The following is a 17413-nucleotide window of genomic DNA, read 5'->3' on the forward strand; positions in this document are numbered from 1 at the left end:
AGCGCCCGGCGGTCCAGCCGGTGCCTCGGTGGTGGCGCGGGAAACCTTGGCGCGGGAAACCTTGCAGCCGAAGTCCACACCGGACTGCCCCTTTCTCCGGAACGCACTCGACGCTAGGTCCGCCCACCACCCCGCCGGGACGACCGGCCGGTGGACCCGGCTGTCCGTCGACCGGTGGACAGGGACCCCGACCACGCTCTGGTAGGACTGAGCGGTGTCCGAAACGGGAGCAGCGCCCGAGCGCCGACTGGTCCTGTGGGACCTCTACTTCGCGGTGTCGTACCTGGTCACGGTCGTGCTGGTGCTCGGGACGGGCGCCGTGGTGCCGCTCACGGCCGCCGCTGTGTGGTACGTCGTGGTCGGTCGGCCGCTGTTGTCGGTGCAGAGCCGGCGCAGCTGGGTGTTCGCCGGTGTCCTGTTCGGACTGTTCGCGGTGGCCGTGCCGCTCGCGCCGGCCAGCGGGTTCGCGTTGTTCGCCGTCGTGCCGATCCTGCTGATGAGCCTGTCCCCCGCGCCCGCGCTGGTGCTGGCGACCCTGGGCAACCTGATGCCGCCGCTGGCGGTGTGGTGGCGGTTCGGCGTCGGTCGCGAGCTGGTGGACCTCCTGCCGATCACGGCGCTGGGCATCGCGGTGTCCACGTTGATGGGCCTGTGGATCACGCGGATGGTGCGGCAGAACCACGAACGCGCCGAACTCATCGACGAACTGCGCCGCAACCGCGAGGAGGCCGCCCGGCTGTCCCGCGAGGCCGGTGTCGCCGCCGAGCGGGAGCGGCTGGCCCGCGAGATCCACGACACCCTCGCCCAGAGCCTGACCAGCGTGATCAGCCTGATCGACGCCGCCGAGTCCGAGGAGCCGCGCACGAACCGGTCGCGCCTGCTCGGACTGGCCCGGACGGCGGCGCAGGACGGCTTGGCCGAGGCACGTCACTTCGTCGCGGCGCTCACTCCGCCCGCCCTGCACGGCGGTTCCCTCGCCGACGCCGTGCGCCGCCTCACCGCAGCCTGCGGCGTGCCGGCGGTGTGTGACGTGGAGGGCGCGGAGGTGCCGTTGCCGATGGCGACGCAGGTCGTGCTGCTGCGAGTGGCCCAGGAAGCCATGTCCAACGCCCGAAAGCACGCCGAGGCCACCCGCGTCGAGGTCGCCCTGGTCTTCGGTGACACGGACGTCGAACTGGCGGTCGTGGACGACGGCCACGGCTTCGACCCGGCTCGACCGACCGCGGGGTTCGGGCTGGCGGGGATGCGTGCCCGGGTCGAGGAGGTCGGCGGCGTCCTCACCGTCACCAGTGCCCCGGGCGAGGGCGCGATGATCACCGCGAACCTCCCGGCCGGAGGCCCGCGATGACCACGAGGGTGCTGCTGGCCGACGACCACCCGGTCGTCCGCGAGGGACTGTCGGCGATGCTGGAGGCGGCGGACGTCGAGGTGGTCGGGCAGGCCGCGTCGGGAGAGGAGGCCGTCGCCCAAGCGCAACGGCTGCGGCCGGACGTCGTGTTGATGGACCTGCGCATGCCCGGCATGGACGGCGTCGAGGCGACCAAGCGGATCACGGCCGACGTGCCGGGGTGCCGGGTAGTCGTGCTCACCACCTACGAGACCGACGCGGACATCCTGCGCGCCGTGGAGGCGGGTGCGGCCGGTTACCTGCTCAAAGGCACCTCGCGGGCCGAACTCGTGGCGGCGCTCGACGCGGCGGCGCGCGGGGAGACGGTGTTGTCGCCCTCGGTCGCCCGACGCCTCTTCCACGCCCCTCGGGCGCAGCCGTTGTCCATTCGGGAACGCGAAGTCCTCACCCTGGTGGGACGTGGCTTGAGCAACGCGGAGATCGGCCGCGAACTGTTCATCACCGAGGCGACGGTGAAGACCCACCTGCTGCGGACCTTCAAGAAGCTGGACGTCTCGGACCGCACCGCGGCCGTCCTGGCGGCGATGGACCAGGGCCTGCTGCCGTAGGGGTGCGGTGTTGGTCCGTGCGTGTGGTGTTGGCCGCGCCGGCCCGGCGGTGGTCGTCGGGGGCGACAGAATCGGTTCCGTGGACGATCGGCCGGGCGTGCGCAACGTCGCCGACGGCGGGGTCGTGGGCCCGGTCGTGCAGGCGGGGTCCATCGGCCACGTCACGATGACCCCGTGGCAGCCGGAACGGGTGCCGGTGCCGCGTCAACTGCCGCTGGCGGTGCGGGACTTCACCGGGCGCGCCGAACACCTGTCCGCGCTCGACGCCCTGTTGACCGGGGACGAGGACCGCGGGGCGGTGGTGATCTCGGCGCTGGACGGCACGGCCGGGGTCGGCAAGACGGCGTTGGCCGTGCGCTGGGCGCACAACGTCCAGCACCGGTTCCCCGGCGGCACGCTCTACGTGAACCTGCGTGGCTACGACGCCGGCGCGCCCGCCGACCCCCTGGACGTCCTGGCCGGGTTCCTCGGCGCGCTGGGGGTGCCGACGGACCAGGTCCCGCCGGGGTTGGAGGCGCGCTCGGGGTACTACCGGTCGGTGCTGGCGGGCCGCCGGGTGCTGGTCGTGCTGGACAACGCCCAGACCGCCGCGCAGGTGCGACCCTTGCTGCCCGGCGACCCGGGCTGCCTGGTGGTGGTGACCAGCCGGGCGAGCCTGACCGGGCTGGTCATCGGCGAGGGCGCGACGCGGGTGACGCTGGACCTGCTCACGCCGGAGGAAGCGCTGGAGCTGGTGCACGCCATCATGGGCCGGCCGCGCGCGCAGGCCGAGCCCGACGCGGTGGTCGAGCTGATCGGGACGTGCGCCCGGCTGCCGCTGGCGCTGCGGATCGCCGCCGGTCGGGTCGCGGCGCACCCGCACCTCACGCTGGCCGACCTGGTCGCCGAGCTGCGCAGCGACCTGGGGCGGTGGGACGCGCTGAGCATCCCGGCCGACGAGGGCACCGCCGTGTGGCCGGTGTTCGGCTGGTCCTACCACCTGCTCACCGACGCCCAGGCGCGGATGTTCCGCCGGCTCGGGCTGCACCCCGGTCCCGAGATCGGCCTGCCCGCCGCGGCGGCCGTGGCCGGCGTCGAGGTCGCCGAGGCCCGCAGGCTGCTCGACGCGCTGGCCGAGGCGCACATGGTCGAGCCGGTCGCCCGTGACCGCTACCGCCTGCACGACCTGCTGCGCGCCTACGCCGCCGACCGCCTCGCCCACGACGAACCCCCGCGGGAGCGCGACGAGGCCCGGCGGATGTTGATCGAGTGGTACGCCCACCACGCCGTGACCGCCGCGGTGACGATCGCCCCGATGCTCGCCGACTGGTACGGCCACACCGACGACGGCACCCGCGTGGCGCCCGAGCTGACCTTCGCCGACGCCGGCGAGGCCTGGGCGTGGGCCGGGGCCGAGGAGGTCAACGTGCCCGCCTTCGTGCGCGCGGCGGCGCAGCACGGTCCGGATCGGGCGACCGTCGCCCTGGGCCGCGTGGCCGTGGCGCTGATGGCCCTGCGGGCGCGCTGGGCCGAAGGGCTGGAGGCGTGCCACGCCGCGCTGGCCGCCGCCCGCCGGCTCGGCGACCGGACCTCCGAATGCCGCATGGTGGAGAACCTCGGTCTGCTGCACTGGAAGCGTCGTGACTGGGAGGCGGCCGACGACGCCCTGCGGACGGCCCTGGCGCCGGCCCGGGAGCTCGACGACCGGGAGTTGGTCGGGGAGGTGCTGCACCACCTGGGCTGGGTGTGCCTCGACCAGCAGCGGTTCGCCGAGGCGCTGGACCACCTCCGGGCGGCCCACCCGCTCAGCGTCGGCGCGCAGGACGGACGCATGGAGTTCCTGGTCGTGTGCCACCTCGGCGCCGCCCACGGAGGGCTGGGCGACCACGTCACGGCTCGCCGGCACATCGAACACAGCCTCGCCCTGCTCCGGCGGGCCGGCCACCTGGACCACGAGTACTACGCGCTGACCCGGTTGGCCGAGGCACGACAACGCGCCGGCGACCACGCCGAGGCGATCGTCCTCTGCGAACAGGCCCTCGACCGCGAGACCCAGCCGAGCTCTCCGGTGGACCACGCGGTCATCCTCGCCATCCTCGGCACCTCGCTGCGGCACCGCGGCGACACCGCCCGCGCGGTGGCGTGTTGGCGTGAGGCGCTGGCCGTCTTCACGACGTTCGACGACCCCCGCGCGGCGGACCTGCGCGCGGGGATCGACGAGCTGGAGCCTCGCTGAGCGGTCAGCGATCGAACACGACCACCTCGTACCGGCTCGCCGTGGGCGGGAAGCCGGTGTCGAACTTGGCGTTGACCACGGCCAGGCGGTTGCCGTGCTTGGCGATCGTGGCCGGGATCCGGAAGTTCGGGCTGGTGTAGGTCTTGACGACCTCGCCGCTGGTCAGGTCCGGGCTCAACCGGACCTCCACGACGGTGTTGAGGAAGCCCTGCACCGCCCACAGCCGGCCGGCCTCCCACAGGATGCCGTCCACGGTCGGGACGCTCACGCCGGCGATGGTGGCGCTCTCGCCGGTCGTCGGGTCGACCGTGTTGAGCACGCCGTTGTCGGTGTGGGCGACGATCAGGGTGCGGCCGTCCGGGGTCGCGGCGATGCCGTTGTTGTCGAACTGGCCGCTCGTATCGGCCGCCGGGCCGCTCAGGGTGAGGGTCTCGTGCGGTCCGAGCTCGCCCAGCGGGCTGACCGGCACGAAGTAGAGCACCGGGTTGGCCGTGTCGGTGAACCAGGCGCCCTTGTTGGTCAGCGTGACGTCGTTGATCAAGCTCGCACCCGGTGCGCCCAGCTGGTAGGTGGCCACGGTGTCCCCGGTGTCCAGGTCGTAGACGTACGCGGTGCCCGCGAAGCCGCCCGCCACGAACAGCAGGTTGTGGGCCTCGTCCACGGTCATGCCGACGGCCATGCGGGAGCCGTTCGGCACGTCGATGAACAGCTCGGCCGTGCCCGCCCTGAGGTCGCCGCGGTAGATGTCGCCGGCGAACAGGTCGCCCGCGTAGAAGCTCGTCCCGCGGCCGGTGGTGATGCCCTCCGCCGAGGTGGCGCCGGGCAGCACGATGACCTCCTCCTCTTGCGCGGCGGTCGCCACCGCCGGGGTGAGGGCCACGAGCAGCGCGGCCACGGTCAGGAGACGTCCGGGAGATGCGCTCATGGCGGCCAGTGTGCTCCTGCGTCCAGCTCAGTCGGATGGGCCGAAAGGCCCTGGGGTCAGCACGCCTCGACCAGCAGGCCCATCGACTGCGCGCGCAGCACCGTGGACAGGCGGTCGGTCGTGCCCAGCTTGCGGTAGACGTTCTGGAGGTGGCGGTGGACGGTCCGCGGTGAGATGTCCATGCGGCGGGCGATGGCCTCCGCGGTCAGGCCCTGGGCCAGCACCGTCAGGACCTTGTGCTCGCGCTCGGTGAGGCCGTGGTCGGGGACCGCGCCCGCCCAACTGGTGCCCACGCGGTCGAACAGGCCCGGCTCGCACCCGTCCAGCAGGGCACGGGCCTGGTCCAGCTCACGGCGTTCCCGGTCGGCGCGGTCGGCCTGGCGGAACAGGGCGGCGGCCACGACCCGCGCCCGGCCGGCCTGCACCGGGTGCCGGGCCTTCTCCAGCAGGTCGGCGGCCTGGGCGGCGGTGGTCGCGGCCTCGGCCGGGTCGGTGTGGCGCAGCGCGGCGGCCTGCGCGAGGCGGGCGAACCCGTGGCGCAGGCGGCCGGGGAACTCCGCCACCAGGCTGCGGGCGTACTCGGCCCAGCGCAGCGCGTCGGCGGGGCGGTTGCGGGCGCTGTCGGCCAGGGCCAGCAGCGCGCACCACTCGACGGTGGCCAGTGGGTCGACCAGCGGGAGGTCCAGGCTGCCGCCCGCGCCCAGGAGGTGCTCGACGCACCGACCGGGGTCGTTGGAGTGCAGGGCGGCCAGGCCCAGCGCGTGGTGGGCCGGGAACCCCGGGCTCGCCGCGACCGCCTGCTCAGCCAGCCGCAACCCCTCGGCGACCTCGCCCCGCCACACCGCGACCCGTGCCAGGCCTGCCAGCGCCAGGGCGTCGGACGCCCCGGTGGTCCGGTGGGTCTCGGCGGCGTCGCGGTAGCACTCGGCGGCGTCGGCCAGGCGGCCCAGGTGTTCCAGGGCTTCGCCGCGGGCCTGGGAGACCTCGCCCAGGACGTCGCCGCGGTCGGTGTCACGGGCCAGGCGGGCGGCTCGGTCGAGGTGGCGGAGGGCGTCGGCGGGGCGTTCGAGGGCGGTCTCGGCGCGGCCCAGCCACAGCAGGGCCTCCGGGGCGCAGTCGGTGGTGTCGGCCAGTGCCACGGCCTCGTCCAGGAGGTGCGGGGTACGGCGGTCGACGGGTTTGCCCAGTCGGACGGCCAGCGCCGTCACCAGCAGGGCCGGGTCGGCCAGCCGGCGGGCGGCGCGCACGACGAGGTCGGCGCGGGTGCGGCCGGCGGCGGGGTCGGCGGCGAGCGCGATCTCCAGCAGCAGCCGGCCGCGCCGGTCGGCGAGGTCGCGGTGTGGGCGGTGTTCTGGGCGCTCGCGGGGTTGGCGGTGGTCGGCGAGGTCGCGGTGGTCGGCGAGGTCGCCGCGATCGCGGGCTTCGCGGTGCTCGCGGAGGTCGCGGGGTTGGCGGAGGTCGCGGTGCTGGGGTTCGCGGTGGTGGGGCTCGCGGTGTTCGCGGTCGAGTAGGGCGTTGGCGTCGGCGTGGCGGCCTTGGGCGCGGTCGGCGAGGGCGCAGCGCAGTGCGATCTCGGCGCGGTCCGGCGGGCACAGGGCGAGCAGGTCGCGCACGGCCCGGCGGTGTTCGTGGGTGCGGCCGGCGGCGTGGGTGGCGGCGACCAGGCCGCGCAGCAGCCGTTGCCGGGTGGGGACGGCGTCGCGGGGCACCAGGCGCAGCGCGGTGTCGAGGTGGTGGGCGGCGACGGCGGGCGCGATCCGCGCGGACGCCTCGGCCGCTGCCACCAGTTCGTCGAACGTGGTCGGCGGGGTGTGGTGGTTGCGCTCGCGCGGCCCTGGGGCCTCGCCGTTGTGCCCGCGCGGCCCGGAGGCCTTGATCTCGCCCGGCGTGGGTGCCTCTACCAGGTGGGTGTCGGCGGGTAGCCGCAGCTTGTGGTCGTCGGTCACCGCGACCACCACGTGGGCGGTCGGCGGGTGGCGGAACAGGTGGTCCAGCAGTTCCAGGGTCGCCGGGTCGGCGTGGTGGGCCTCGTCGACCGCGAGCAGCAGCCCCGAGGGCCGGGCGATGGACTCCACCAGGTCGGCGGCGGTGCGGTGGACGCGGTGGCGTTCCACGGCGTTGAACACGCACGCGGCGCGGTCCAGGGAGGCGTGCAGGACAGCGCCGAGCAGCAGCAACGCGTTCTGCGGGCTGACGGCGTCGATCCCGCGCAGAGCGTCCCGCAACGCCCCGAACGGGACCAACCGCGTGGCCTCCGCCGCGCGCACGTGGACGACGACCATCCCGCCCCGGCACGCGGTACGGGCCACCTCGTCCAGCCACCGCGCCCGACCGGCGCCCACGACGCGCACCACGCGCGGCCCGCCGGTTCTCAGCACGTCCGCGAAACCCTGGGTCATGGCACCTCCCGGGGACAAGGAGGGCACCGCGGGACAGCGGATACGCGGGAAGGGGAAATCACCCGGACGGCCCCCTCCTCGCGGAGATCGACCCGGAACAGCACCGGCGAAACGGGGGCGCCTCCTCCATCCGTCGCCACGGCAGCCGTCCGCATGTCCGAGAAAACCGTCTCGTTCACCGAAAGTGACCGGTTTTCACGTCCCCCACCGGGACAATGGCGGGATCTTCGGCGGGGAGGGGGAACGGCCGTGCGGGACGGGGGGTTGCTCACACCGTTGCGGGAGCCGGTGTTCCGGCAGTTGGTGGTGGGGCGGGGAAGTGCGGAGTTGGCGAACGCGATCGCGCCGGTGGCGCTGTCGTTCGCCGTATTGGACGTGACGGGCAACCTGGTGCACCTGGGTGTGGTGGTGGGCGCGCGGTCGGTGGCCGTGGTGCTGCTGGTGCTGTTCGGCGGGATGCTCGCCGACCGGCTGCCGCGCTCGGTGATCCTCCAGGGCACAGCGGCGCTGGCGGCGCTGACGCAGGCGGCGATCGCGGTGAGCGTGTTGGGCGGTTTCGCGACGTTGCCGCTGCTGGTGGTGTTGAGCGTGGCCAACGGCGTCACGTCGGCGATGTCGTTGCCGGCAGCCGCCGCGCTGACGCCGCAGACGGTGCCCGCCGGGATGTTGACGCAGGCCAACGCGGTGGCCCGGATGTTCGTCAACAGCGGCCGGTTCACCGGTGCCGCCGTGGGCGGGGTCATGGTGGGGGCGTTCGGGCCGGGGTGGGCGATCGCGGGCAACGCGGCGGTGTTCCTGGCGGCGGCCCTGGCCTACCGGGCGGTGCGGATCACCGGCAAGCCGCGCGGCGCGACCGGGTCGGTGTTCGGCGAACTGGCCGACGGGTGGCGGGAGTTCACCGAGCACACCTGGGTGTGGGTGGTGGTGCTCCAGTTCATGGTGGTCAACGCGGTGCTGGCGGGCGGGCTGTTCGTCCTCGGGCCGGCCGTGGCCGACCACTCCATCGGCCGGATGGCATGGGGTTTCGTCATCGCCGCCCAGACCGCGGGCGCGTTGGTCGGCGGGGTGCTCATGGCGCACTGGCGGCCTCGGCGGGCACTGCTGGCCGGGGTCGCGGTGGTGCTGCTGGAGGTGGTCCCGCTGATCACGCTGGCCAAGGCGCCGCAGGTGGTGCCGTTGCTGCTGGCCATGTTCGTGGTGGGCGTGTCGGGCGAGGTGTTCGTGGTGGCGTGGGACGTGTCGTTGCAGGAGAACATCCCGCCGGACAAGCTGGCCCGCGTCTACTCCTACGACATGCTCGGGTCGTTCATCGCCCTGCCCGTGGGCGAGGTCCTCGCCGGGCCGCTCGGGACGCGGTTCGGCACCGAGACCGCGTTGCTGGCCGGGGCGGTGGTGCTGGCCCTGGTCACGTGCGCCGCGTTGGGCAGTCGGCAGGTGCGGGGGCTCGTGCGGCGGGATCCGGTGGAGGCGACGGGCTGACGTTCCGGGGAGGCGGCGGGCTGAAGGCCAGTTTCGCGGAAGTGGCCCGCGACAGCGGGTCGCGGGGCGTGTCAGGGTCGGGCATCCCCTGGTTGTGAAGTGGAGTTGCCCCGTGGACCCTGTGCTCGCCGCCGATCTCGCCGCTTTCCCGGACGTGCTCGACGCCACCCGGCGTTACGCCACCGAAGTCTTGGCGGGTTTGGACGAACGCCCCGTGAGCCCGGCGGTGACGGCTGATCCTCGCGAGCTGCCCGGTCGTGGCGACGGGTTCGCGGGGGCGCTGGCCGAGTTCGACCGTCGGTGGGCGGCGGGTTTCGCCGCGTCCGCCGGACCGCGCTACCTGGGTTTCGTCACCGGTGGCGCGACGCCCGCCTCGGTCGCGGGTGATTGGCTGACCAGCGCGTTCGACCAGAACCCCTCGTCGCGCAGCGGGGCGGAGGCGGCGACCGAGCTGGAGCGGGAGACCGTGCGGTGGCTCGCCGAGCTGTTCGGAGTGGACGGTCACACCGGCGCTTTCGTCAGCGGCGCCACGATGTCGAACTTCGTCGGTCTCGCGATCGCGCGGGAGTGGCTCGGTGAGCAGCGCGGGATTTCGGTCGCGTCGGCGGGCGTGGGGGCGCTGGGTGAGATGACCGTGTTGTCGGGTGCGCCGCATTCCAGTGTGTACAAGGCGCTGTCGATGCTCGGGCTGGGGCGGGACTGCCTGCGGCTGGTGCCGACGCTGGACGGGCGGGAGGCGGTGGACCCGGCGGCGTTGGAGGAGGCGTTGGCCGGGGCGAGCGGGCCGGTGATCGTGGTCGCCAATGCCGGAACGGTGAACACCGTCGACTTCGACGACCTGCGGGCGTTGGTGGCGTTGCGGGAGCGCTACCCGTTCTGGCTGCACGTGGACGCCGCGTTCGGCGGTTTCGCGGCGGTCAGCGACGAGCACGCGCACCTGGTGGAAGGGTTGGCGGAGGCCGACTCGGTGTGCGTGGACCTGCACAAGTGGCTCAACGTGCCCTACGACTCGGCCGTCCAGTTCACCCGCCGCCGCGACCTCCAGGTGAGCGTGTTCCAGAACGCCGCCGCCTACCTCGGCCTGCCCACCGACAACCCGGACTTCGTCCACCTGACCCCGCAGAACTCACGGCGACTGCGGGCGTTGGCGGCGTGGTTCGCGCTTGCGGCTTACGGGAGGGAGGGGCACCGGGACATCGTGGAGCGGTGTGTGGCGGAGGCTAGGCGTTTTGGTGCGCACATCGATGTGACCGATGGCGTCAGGCTGGTGGCACCGGTGCGGCTCAACGTTGTGTGCTTCACCTTGGACGATCCCGCGCGGATCCCTGACGTGCTCGACGCGGTGACGGCGTCCGGTGAAGCTTTCCTGACGCCGACTGTCTACAAGGGACAGCCGGCGCTACGGGCAGCGTTCAGCAACTGGCGCACGACACCGGAGGACACCGACAGGGTCCACGCTGCCCTGGTCAAGGCGCTCAACATCTAGTGTCAGAGGGCTGGCAGGACGTCCGCGGCTACGGTTTCCAGGATCGACTCGTCGCCGGCGAAGACGCCCGACTCGCGGGGCCACGGGGCGGCGACGTCCGTGAAGCCCAGGTCGGCGGCTCGGCCCAGGAAGTCGCGGTAGCACTCGATGCTGGACAGCGAGTACACCGGGGCGGCGTCGCTTTGCAGGACCCTTCGCAGGCCTGGGCGTCCTGCCGTGGCCTCGTCGAAGCGGGCCGACAGGTCCGCCACCGATCCCCACCAGTTGTCCAGCGTGTCGTGTTGGGTTCCCGTGGTGACCCAGCCTTGGCCGAAACGGGCAGCCAGAGCGAGAGCCTTGGGGCCGTTGGCGGCGATCACGAACGGGACGCGGGGGCGTTGCACACAGCCCGGCAGGGTGCGTGCGCCCACGGCGCGGTAGTACTCCCCCGACCACGTCACGTCGTCCTGGGTCAGCAGCAGGTCCAGCAGCTCTACGAACTCCGCGAACCTCGTCGACGGGCTGCGCACGAGGTTGGTTCCGCCGAAGACCGTGGTGTCGTAGCCGCCCTGGCCGCCCGCGCCTATGCCGAGGGTGAAACGGCCGTCGGACACGTCGTCCAAGGCGGTCACCTCGCGGGCGAACGGGAGTGGGTGGCGGAAGTTCGGGGACGCCACCAAGGTGCCCAGCTCGATCTGCGAGGTCGCTTCCGCCGCCAGCGCCAACGTGGGCACGGCGCCGAACCACGGGCCGTCGACCAGGCTGCCCCACCCGAGGTGGTCGAAGGTCCACGCGGTGGCGAAGCCGTAGCGTTCGGCGGCCTGCCACCTGGGGCGGGCTTCGGTCCAGCGGTACTCCGGCAGGATCGTGATCCCTGCGCGCATCCCCCAACTCCAATCACTTGATCTGTTCGATCGAACACGTCAGATGTTCGAGTGTCAAGCGCAGTGGGAGGTCACGCGGTCGCTCGGCCCGCCCAGGTGAGTGGGGCGCGCACGACCAGGACGCCGTCCAGCAGCCACGCTTCGATGCGGTCCACGTCGACCTCGGCGGGGATGGTGGCGCAGAAGTAGTAGCGGCCGGAGGACGGGCGGGCGGTGATGCCGACGCGGGAGCGCAGGACCGGCACGCCGTCCGGTCGCACGTCGTGGTCGTGCACCTCGACGCGCACGTCCCGGCTGGGCACGACGGTCGCGATGAGGTAGGCGTCGCGGGTGACCACGACGTCGACCGAGTGCGGGTCGGCGTCGTCGGTGGTGACGTCCCAGTCGCGGCCGAGGGTGCGGCCGATGAGGTTCCACCACCGGTCCATGTCGCGCAGCGGCCCCGGGTCCGGACGACCCCGGTGGACCGTCAGCCACTCCACGACCGTCACCCTTCGGTGGTTTTCGGGCACGTCGAACGGGGTGTACCCGGTCGCGCCGGGCACACTCTCGTTCGTTCGGGTGAAGTTGTTACTCCGTGTCGGGGGCTCCGGAGGGTGACTGCTGCTCCTCGACCGCCGGCATCGGCGCGGTCTGCGCGGCGGCGGCTTCGGCGTCGTCCACGAGTTCCGGTCCACCCCACTGCCCGTCGGCGGTGCCCAGTCGGTGCTTGCCCATCGTCGTACTCCCATCACAGGTTCCGAGGACACGTACCCACGCGGCGGGCGGTTCACACGCGGGGTGTGGGCGATCACGTCGAAAAATGCGAAGATCTTCCGCCTATGACCCAGCTCACCACCGGGGTCCGCGCCGGGTACGCGCTGGGCTCGTTCGTGACCGGCGCGTTCGGCACCGTGCCGGGACTGCTCCTGCTGCCCTACCTGACCGACCGGCTCGCCGTGCCCGCCGCCGTCGCCGGGCTGCTGGTGCTCGCGCCCAAGGCCTGGGACGTGCTGTTCAACCCGGTCGCGGGCCGGATCAGCGACCGGGCGGGCGTGCGGCGGCCGTTCCTGCTGCGCGGGGGCATCGCGGTGGCGGTGTTGTTCGCGGCGCTGTTCGCCGGGCCGTTCACGGGTGCGGCGGGCGCGGTGTACGTGGCCGCGGTGTTCCTGCTGTGCGCGACCGCGTACGCGTTCTTCCAGGTCCCGTACGTGGCGATGGCGGCGGAGATCACCGGGGACTACGACGAGCGGACCCGGCTGATGGCGTGGCGGATCACCGTGCTGGCGCTGGCGATCCTTGTCAGCGGGGCGGGCGCGCCGGCCGTGCGGGACGCGGCCGGGTACGGGCTGATGGGCGTGGCGGTCGGGGTGCTGATCCTGGCCGGGACGCTGGCGACCTTCCTGGGCACGCGGGACGTGGCGCGGCACGTGCCCACCGCCGCCGGCCTGCGCGAACTGGTCGGGGCGGTGCGGGAGTCGCGGCCGTTCCGGCTGCTGCTGGCCGTGTTCGTGGTGCAGGCGGTCGGGCTGGGCACGATGTTGGCGGGCGTGGACTACTTCGCCCGGCTGGTGCTGGGCGACCAGTCGTTGCAGACGTTGCTGTTCGTCTGCTTCGTGGGTCCGGCGCTGGTCGTCATGCCGTTGTGGCAGCGGGTCGGGCGGCGGCGCGGCAAGCGGTTCGGGCTGGTGGTGGCGTCGCTGCTGTTCGCCGCCGCCGTGGTCGGGCTGACCGCGTCCCGGGCGCTGCCGGTCGCCGCCGTGCTCGCGCTGATGGCGGTGATCGGCGTCGGGTACGCGGGGATGCAGGTGTTCCCGCTGGCCATGCTGCCGGACGTGATCACCGCGGCGGAGCGGCGGGCCGGGAGCACCCGGGCCGGGCTGTTCTCCGGCGTGTGGACGGCCGGCGAGACCCTCGGCCTGGCCCTGGGGCCCGGGGTGTACGGGCTGGTGCTGGGCCTGGGCGGGTACGTGGCCGGCACCGGCGCGGCCGTGCAGCCCGACAGCGCCGTGACCGCCGCCCTGCTCGGGTTCACCGCCCTGCCCGCGCTGCTGGTCGTGCTCGCCCTGCCGCTGCTGCCCCGTGAGGAGACCGCATGACCCCCGCCGAGGACGTGCTCGCCGAGTTGGTCGCGCTGCGCGCCGGTGACCTGCCCACACACGGCGGCCGGACGCTGGCGTACGTCTACGACAGCGCCTTGCCCGGTCTGGACGACCTCGCGGCGCGGGCGCACGCGTTGGCGTCCTCGGTCAACGGCCTGGACCCCACGGCGTTCCCGAGCCTGCTGCGGCTGGAGAACGACGTGGTGGCCACGGCCGCGCGGCTGCTGGGCGGTTCGTCGGACACGGTCGGCACGGTGACCTCCGGCGGCACCGAGTCGTGCCTGCTGGCCGTGCTCGCTGCCCGGGACGCTTCGCGAACGATCGGATCGCAAACGATCGGATCGCAAACGATCGTTTCGCCTTCGATCGTTCTGCCGGAGACCGCGCACGCCGCGTTCCACAAGGCCGCGCACTACTTCGGCGTGCGCGTGGTGGCCGTGCCGGTGGACCCGAAGACGTTCCGGGCCGACCCGGCCGCGATGGCCGCCGCGATCGACGACACCACCGTGCTGGTCGTGGCCAGTGCCCCGTCCTACGCGCACGGCGTCGTGGACCCGGTGGCGCCCATCGCCGCCGCTGCCGCCGAGCGCGGGGTGCGTTGCCACGTGGACGCGTGCATCGGCGGCTGGATCCTGCCGTTCGCGCCGGACGCGCCGCCGTTCGACTTCTCCGTGCCGGGCGTCACGAGCATCTCGGTGGACCTGCACAAATACGCCTACGCCCCCAAGGGCACCTCCGTGCTGCTGCACGCCAACGCCGACCTGCGCCGCTCCCAGTACTTCGCCAGCGCCGCCTGGCCGGGTTACACGATGCTCAACTCCACCACCCAGTCCACCCGCTCGGGAGGTCCGGTCGCCGCCGCGTGGGCCGTGCTGCGGCACATCGGCGACGACGGCTACCGCTCGCTCGCGCACACCGCGCTGGCCGCCACGCGCGTGATCCGGGACGGGATCGAGGCGATCGAAGGCCTGCGGGTGCTCGGCGAGCCGGACTCGACGCTGCTGGCGTTCACCGCCGACGACGTCGACGTGTTCGTGGTGGCCGACGAGATGCGGACGCGGAACTGGTACGTGCAGCCGCAGTTCGCGCACCGGTCGTCGCCGGCGAACCTGCACCTGACCGTGACGGCGGCCAACGCGGGAGCGGAAGAGGCGTTCTTGGCCGATCTGCGGGCATCGGTGGACGCGGCCCGCGCGGCGGGACCGGTCGACGTGCCGGCCGAGGTGGTGGCGTTCGTCCAGGCCCTGGACCCGGAGGCGTTGACGCCGCAGGAGTTCGCCGGGCTGCTCGCGGCGGCGGGACTGGGCGGCGCGGGCGTGCTGCCCGACCGGATGGCCGTCGTCAACACCCTGCTGGCCGCCGCACGGCCCGCGCTGCGGGAACGACTGCTGGTGGAGTTCCTCGGCATCCTGTACTCATAAGGCACAGCTGCACCCCGACGGCGATAAATGCCGAACAACAAGGTCAATCATAGCAATCGTCACAAGTGCGAATTCTTCGGGGTCCACCTGCGCTTCACCGCACCACTTCGCGGCGAATCCGTGGGACGATCCGAGCACAACACCGAATGCCTTGGGGGAGGCGTCATGTCTGTTGTCCGGACGATTGCCGACGAACTGCACGAAACCCTGGCGCACCGCAGTCCGACCACCGCCGCGCGGCGCGGGACACCCGGAGACGGCGACCGCCTGCCGGACTTCTCCGAGAACGCCGACGCGGAGTTCGACCGGGCGCTGGCCGCCTTGGAGCGGAAGGCCCGCGCGGTGGATCCGAGGGGGTTGACGACCACTGATCGGATCACCCGTGACGTGGTTCTCCAGCAGGTAGGGGCCGAGCGGGACCGGATCGCGTGCCGGTGGGTGGAGTCCGCCGTGAGCGACGCCGTGACGACCCCGGTGCCCGACCTGCTGCTCACCCTGGCCACCCTGCCGGTCGACACCCGACGCCGACGCGCTGAGCACCTGCGGCGCATCCGGCAATTGCCCGAATTCTTCCGCACCCTCGCGGAACGACACCGTGCCGGAATAGCGGCCGGCCGCACCCCGGTGGCCCGACTGGTGAAGGCCGCGATCAAGCATTTGGACAACCAGCACGCCAACATCGACGACCTGTGCCGAGGCCAGGGCAGGGAAATCGCGACCACTGCGATTCTGACCTATCGGGACATGCTGCTCACCGAAGTCCTCCCCCACGGCCGCGACGACGACCACGCCGGCGCGTGCCGACTCCCCGGCGGCGAGGCGGCGTACGAGACGGCCGTCCGCGCCCACACCACCACTGCTTTGTCGGCCCAACGGCTGCACCGGGTGGGCCTCGATGTCCTGGCGGGCCTCTCGGAGGAGTTCACCGAGCTGGGCTGGCGAGTCTTCCGCACCGGACACCTGCCCGACGTCTTCGCCCGCCTCCGCGACGACCCGGCCCTCCGCTGGCACGACGGCGCCGAGATGCTCGCAGCAGCCCGAGAGGCCGTACGCCGAGCGGAGGTCGCCGCACCGCAGTGGTTCCACCGCGTGCCCACTCGACCGTGCGAGATCGCCGCCTACCCGAAGTCCGGCTCCCCCACCACGCCGCCTGCCTACCGAACGGGTTCCCTGGACGGTTCGCGCCCAGGCACGTACTACCTCAACACCAAGCGCCCCGGCGACCAGATGCGCTACAAGGCCGAGGTCACCGCCTTCCACGAAGGCGTGCCCGGCCACCACTTGGAGGTGTCGCTACGCCAGGAACGCGCCGACCTGCCCGTACTGCGACGCACGGTGTCATTCGACGCATTCGCCGACGGCTGGGCGCTGTACGCGGAACGCCTGGCCGACGAGATGGGCCTGTACTCGGACGACTTGTCCCGCCTGGGAATGCTGGCCCTGGACTGCCTACGCGCCGCAAGATTGGTGGTCGACACCGGCCTACACGCCAACGGCTGGACCCGCCGCGGTGCAGTGGCCTTCCTCCGCGACCACACACCTTTGGGGCACGCGGCTGTCGAGGCGGAGGTCGACCGGTACTTGTCCGCTCCAGGGCAGGCGCTGGCGTACCTGGTGGGGCGGCTGGAGATCCAGCGGCTGCGGGCATCGGCGGAGCGGGTGCTGGGTCCGCGGTTCGACCCGCGCGACTTCCACGAGGTGGTCCTGTCGGAGGGACCGGTGCCGCTGGGATCGCTGGCGGAGTTGGTGACGGTGTGGATGTCCCGGCTGAACGTTGGCTGAGGGCGCGGCCAATCGGGTTGCCCTCCGGTGGGAGCGGTTGCAACGCTGTCCTTCGTGGACTGGCGGGTGTTGTTGATCGGCGGGGCATCGGGAAGCGGCAAGAGCGTGTTGTCGTACCCGACTGCTCGTACGCGGGGTGCGGCATTGGTGGAGGTCGACGACCTGGTCGTGGCGACTCAGGCGGTGACTTCGGCTGATGTGCAGCCTGCTTTGCACTACTGGCGCACGCACTCCGATGCGGGCCTGACGGCCGAGGAGGTGCTGGACGCGCAAGTGGCGCTGGCACGGGCGTTGGAACCGGCGTTGGCGGCTGTGATCGAGAACCATTTGGAGACCGATCTGCCGTTGGTGTTGGAGGGGGATTACCTGCTGCCGGAGTTCTGCGCGAAGTGGGCGGGGCCGGGGGTGCGGTCGGTGGTTGTGGCGGAGTCGGATGCGGTGCAGTTGGAGCGGAATTATTTGATTCGGGAGCCTTCGTCGGGGGCGCAGCGCAAGCGTGCTCAGGACAGTGCTTATTTTGGGAAGTGGTTGGCGGTGGAGGCTGAGCGGCATGGGGTTCCTGTACTGCCGGCCCGGCCGTGGTCGACGGCTTTGGACCGGTTGTCGAGCCTTCTGCGCTGATCCCTACACATCGCACCGCCAGCCCAACCGCCGACCAGAAGCTCAACGGCCAGCCGCAAGCCCACTGCACCACCTACCGAACTGGCCGCGCCGATCTTTAGCCCGAAGGGTGCTACGCGCCGAAGGCGCGAGCCGAAGCGGCTAGCGCCCACGGGAAGGGCCTCGGTTTCTTTCCCCGTCCGGCC

At 72.6% G+C, this 17413-nt stretch carries 14 protein-coding genes; 9 read left to right on the forward strand and 5 right to left on the reverse strand.

Annotated elements, in window-relative coordinates; translation table 11 throughout:
- Positions 1-214: 214 nt before the first annotated feature.
- From WBN91_RS24685 to WBN91_RS24695, 3 genes are all read left to right on the forward strand, one after another.
- Positions 215-1348, forward strand: coding sequence for a sensor histidine kinase (locus WBN91_RS24685; RefSeq protein ID WP_337726694.1), 1134 nt, complete (start codon positions 215-217; stop codon positions 1346-1348).
- Positions 1345-1956: a response regulator transcription factor gene (locus WBN91_RS24690; RefSeq protein WP_337726693.1), complete on the forward strand. Its 612-nt coding sequence runs from the start codon at positions 1345-1347 to the stop codon at positions 1954-1956. Before WBN91_RS24685 ends, WBN91_RS24690 begins: the two co-directional genes overlap by 4 nt.
- 79 nt (positions 1957-2035) lie before the next feature.
- Positions 2036-4171, forward strand: a complete 2136-nt coding sequence (locus WBN91_RS24695) for an ATP-binding protein (protein WP_337726692.1) — start codon at positions 2036-2038, stop codon at positions 4169-4171.
- Between the two features lie 4 nt (positions 4172-4175).
- Here the strand turns inward: WBN91_RS24695 and WBN91_RS24700 are convergent, their stop codons facing one another.
- Positions 4176-5096: an SMP-30/gluconolactonase/LRE family protein gene (locus tag WBN91_RS24700; RefSeq protein WP_337726691.1), complete on the reverse strand. Its 921-nt coding sequence runs from the start codon at positions 5094-5096 to the stop codon at positions 4176-4178.
- Positions 5097-5152: 56 nt separating this feature from the next.
- Positions 5153-7495, reverse strand: a complete 2343-nt coding sequence (locus WBN91_RS24705) for a LuxR C-terminal-related transcriptional regulator (RefSeq protein ID WP_337726690.1) — start codon at positions 7493-7495, stop codon at positions 5153-5155.
- A gap of 249 nt (positions 7496-7744) precedes the next feature.
- Here WBN91_RS24705 and WBN91_RS24710 point away from each other — a divergent pair, with 249 nt between their 5' ends.
- Positions 7745-8974: an MFS transporter gene (locus tag WBN91_RS24710; RefSeq protein ID WP_337726689.1), complete on the forward strand. Its 1230-nt coding sequence runs from the start codon at positions 7745-7747 to the stop codon at positions 8972-8974.
- Between the two features lie 112 nt (positions 8975-9086).
- Positions 9087-10460 carry a pyridoxal phosphate-dependent decarboxylase family protein gene (locus WBN91_RS24715; protein ID WP_337726688.1) on the forward strand — a complete coding sequence of 458 codons (1374 nt, stop codon included), beginning with the start codon at positions 9087-9089 and terminating at the stop codon, positions 10458-10460.
- 2 nt (positions 10461-10462) lie between these two features.
- On the opposite strand, the gene WBN91_RS24720 is transcribed toward WBN91_RS24715, so the two are convergent.
- From WBN91_RS24720 to WBN91_RS24730, 3 genes are all read right to left on the reverse strand, one after another.
- Complete coding sequence (locus tag WBN91_RS24720; RefSeq protein WP_337726687.1) at positions 10463-11323, reverse strand: LLM class flavin-dependent oxidoreductase; 861 nt, start codon at positions 11321-11323, stop codon at positions 10463-10465.
- Positions 11324-11394: 71 nt separating this feature from the next.
- Positions 11395-11805, reverse strand: coding sequence for an Hsp20/alpha crystallin family protein (locus tag WBN91_RS24725; RefSeq protein ID WP_337726686.1), 411 nt, complete (start codon positions 11803-11805; stop codon positions 11395-11397).
- A gap of 88 nt (positions 11806-11893) precedes the next feature.
- A complete protein-coding gene (locus WBN91_RS24730) occupies positions 11894-12040 on the reverse strand; it encodes a hypothetical protein (protein WP_337726685.1) in 147 nt (48 codons plus the stop codon).
- A gap of 104 nt (positions 12041-12144) precedes the next feature.
- On the opposite strand from WBN91_RS24730, the gene WBN91_RS24735 reads away from it, so the two are divergent.
- The 4 genes from WBN91_RS24735 to WBN91_RS24750 all read left to right on the forward strand — a co-directional run bounded on the left by WBN91_RS24735 (position 12145) and on the right by WBN91_RS24750 (position 17228).
- Positions 12145-13401, forward strand: a complete 1257-nt coding sequence (locus tag WBN91_RS24735) for an MFS transporter (protein ID WP_337726684.1) — start codon at positions 12145-12147, stop codon at positions 13399-13401.
- Complete coding sequence (locus WBN91_RS24740; protein WP_337726683.1) at positions 13398-14825, forward strand: pyridoxal phosphate-dependent decarboxylase family protein; 1428 nt, start codon at positions 13398-13400, stop codon at positions 14823-14825. The genes WBN91_RS24735 and WBN91_RS24740 overlap by 4 nt, the downstream gene beginning before the upstream one ends.
- Before the next feature lie 165 nt (positions 14826-14990).
- Positions 14991-16607 (forward strand): DUF885 domain-containing protein, encoded by a 1617-nt coding sequence (locus tag WBN91_RS24745; RefSeq protein WP_337726682.1) that lies wholly within the window; start codon positions 14991-14993, stop codon positions 16605-16607.
- Positions 16608-16634: 27 nt separating this feature from the next.
- Positions 16635-17228: a hypothetical protein gene (locus WBN91_RS24750; RefSeq protein WP_337726681.1), complete on the forward strand. Its 594-nt coding sequence runs from the start codon at positions 16635-16637 to the stop codon at positions 17226-17228.
- Positions 17229-17413 lie beyond the last annotated feature (185 nt).

Origin of the sequence: Saccharothrix sp. CCNWYY140 (genome assembly GCF_037401995.1) — a bacterium.
Lineage (GTDB): Bacteria > Actinomycetota > Actinomycetes > Mycobacteriales > Pseudonocardiaceae > Actinosynnema.

Excerpts from the sequence above, each read along its gene's own strand:
- WBN91_RS24690 (WP_337726693.1), top strand. The coding sequence starts at position 1,345 with ATGACCACGAGGGTGCTGCTGGCCGACGACCACCCGGTCGTCCGCGAG.
- WBN91_RS24700 (WP_337726691.1), bottom strand. The coding sequence starts at position 5,096 with ATGAGCGCATCTCCCGGACGTCTCCTGACCGTGGCCGCGCTGCTCGTG.
- WBN91_RS24705 (WP_337726690.1), bottom strand. The coding sequence starts at position 7,495 with ATGACCCAGGGTTTCGCGGACGTGCTGAGAACCGGCGGGCCGCGCGTG.
- WBN91_RS24720 (WP_337726687.1), bottom strand. The coding sequence starts at position 11,323 with ATGCGCGCAGGGATCACGATCCTGCCGGAGTACCGCTGGACCGAAGCC.
- WBN91_RS24730 (WP_337726685.1), bottom strand. The coding sequence starts at position 12,040 with ATGGGCAAGCACCGACTGGGCACCGCCGACGGGCAGTGGGGTGGACCG.
- WBN91_RS24735 (WP_337726684.1), top strand. The coding sequence starts at position 12,145 with ATGACCCAGCTCACCACCGGGGTCCGCGCCGGGTACGCGCTGGGCTCG.
- WBN91_RS24740 (WP_337726683.1), top strand. The coding sequence starts at position 13,398 with ATGACCCCCGCCGAGGACGTGCTCGCCGAGTTGGTCGCGCTGCGCGCC.
- WBN91_RS24745 (WP_337726682.1), top strand. The coding sequence starts at position 14,991 with ATGTCTGTTGTCCGGACGATTGCCGACGAACTGCACGAAACCCTGGCG.